Genomic DNA, 1,778 nt, shown 5'->3' with positions numbered 1-1,778 from the left:
GTCCTGACCGTCGGCCAGGTGCCCAGGGCCAGCACGGCCAGGACGGCGACGCCGGCCCCGAGGGCCAGCGTGGCGGTGTCGAACGCGAAGCCGCTCGACAGCTCGGCGATTCGCGCCAGGCCCACCGGTGTCAGCGGCGACAGCAGGACGGCCAGTCCCGTCCCGATGACCGCGCCCGCCACCGCGACGAGCAGCGTCGCGATCATGCCCACGGCGGCGACCTGCCGCCAGGTCGCGCCCAGGGCGCGATAGGTGCTAAACGGCTCGGCGTCGGCCTCGGCCTGCCGGGAGAGCGCCTGCGCTAGCACCACCATCCCGGCCAGCGCGGTCAGCCCGGCCAGCAGCCACCAGCCCAGGACCTGAGGCCAGATCGACGTGCCGATCGAGCCGACCGCGGTGTCCGCGTCCGACACGGAGAACGCCCCGGCCGCGCGCGCCCCCGCCTCGAACCGGGGGAACGCCGCCGCCCCGCCGCGCAGCCGCACGAAGGAGAACGCGACGCCCGCGGTCCGCCCGGCGTGCAACCTGGCGAACGCCGTGGTGGTGTACACGGTGTAGGAGGGGGTGGCGGCGAAGGGGAATTCGGCCTCGGCGGCCTCGATGCCGACTACCCGCAACGTGACCGTCCCTCCGGCCGGCGTGACCGCGGCGCCGCTCAGGTACGCGCCCTGCTGCGCCGCCGAATACAGCGGCACCCGGATGACGGTGCCGACGCCGACGCCGATGTCCTGCTGCAGCCGGAACGACGCCAGCACCTCGTCGGGCGAGTTCTGGCTGGGCATCCGGCCAGCCACCAGCTTGACCATCCGGGGGAGGTCCGCCGGCGCCACCTCGGTCAGGTCGAAGTCCGTGGGGTTAATGGGCCGCGCGCACGAGCACGCCGGCGTCCCGGTCGCGAACTGGTGCATCAGCGTCACCGAGGCCACGCCGGGCAGTTTCGCCAGCCCCGGCATCGGCGCCGCGCTGATCACGAGCGCGTCGTAGCCGTGCGCCGCCACGAACTGGGGAAACGCCGTCGCGGTCCGATGACCCGCGCTCACTGCGGCAAGCGTGAGCCCGGACAGCAGCCCGGCGAGCAGGCACAGCGAGACCCAGCCGCGCCAGCGGCGCAGCCTGGCGCGGAGCAGCAAGCCGAGCGCGTCCACTTCTACCTCCCCAACGGCAGCGTGCCCGCCGCGCGCCCGTGGGCGCCAGGATGCCACCCGGCGAGAGAAATGTGGTGATAGCACCATGACCACGTCCGGCCGTACGGTTGGGCCATGCCTGCCACGACGGGATCCGTCACGACCGACTTCTGCGCGGCGATGCTGGACGCCGCGGCCAGCCCGCTGCCGCCGGAGGTGTCCCGCGCGGGCCGCCGTACGCTGCTCAACGTGCTCGGCACCGCAGCCTCGGCGGCCGGGTCGCCGGCCGTGACGGTCCTGCTCGCCGCCGCTGCGGAGCAGGGGAGCGCCGGCGACGTCCAGGTCCCCGGCCTGGCGCGCACGCTGGACCCGTACTGGGGCGCGCTGGTCACCGGCACCGCCGCGCACCTGGACGACTTCGACGACACGCACCTGGCGACGGTCATCCACCCCGGCGCGGCGGCGCTGGCGACGGTGCTGTCGCTGGCCCAGGAGACGGCGCCGTCCGGCGCGGCGTTCCTCGGCGCGTTCGCCGTCGGCTGCGAGGCGCAGCTGCGGATCGGCAACGCGATCTCGCCCGCGCATTACGACCACGGCTGGCACATCACCGGGACCTGCGGCGTGTTCGGCGCCGCGGTCGCCGCGTCGGCGCTG

At 74.8% G+C, this 1,778-nt stretch carries 2 protein-coding genes; one reads left to right on the top strand and one right to left on the bottom strand.

What is annotated here, in order from left to right; genetic code table 11:
• On the bottom strand, positions 1-1,145 hold a 1,145-nt coding region (locus WA805_RS30850; protein WP_425244090.1), incomplete at its 3' end, for an FtsX-like permease family protein.
• A 114-nt stretch (positions 1,146-1,259) separates the two neighbouring features.
• Here WA805_RS30850 and WA805_RS30845 point away from each other — a divergent pair.
• The coding region (locus WA805_RS30845) for an MmgE/PrpD family protein (RefSeq protein WP_425244089.1) at positions 1,260-1,778 on the top strand (519 nt) is incomplete at its 3' end.

This window comes from Trebonia sp. (genome assembly GCF_049794275.1).
In the GTDB taxonomy this organism is placed as follows: Bacteria; Actinomycetota; Actinomycetes; order Streptosporangiales; family Streptosporangiaceae; genus Trebonia.
Note: the sequence above shows the minus strand (reverse complement) of the source record. Positions and strands in the feature narration are given on the sequence as shown.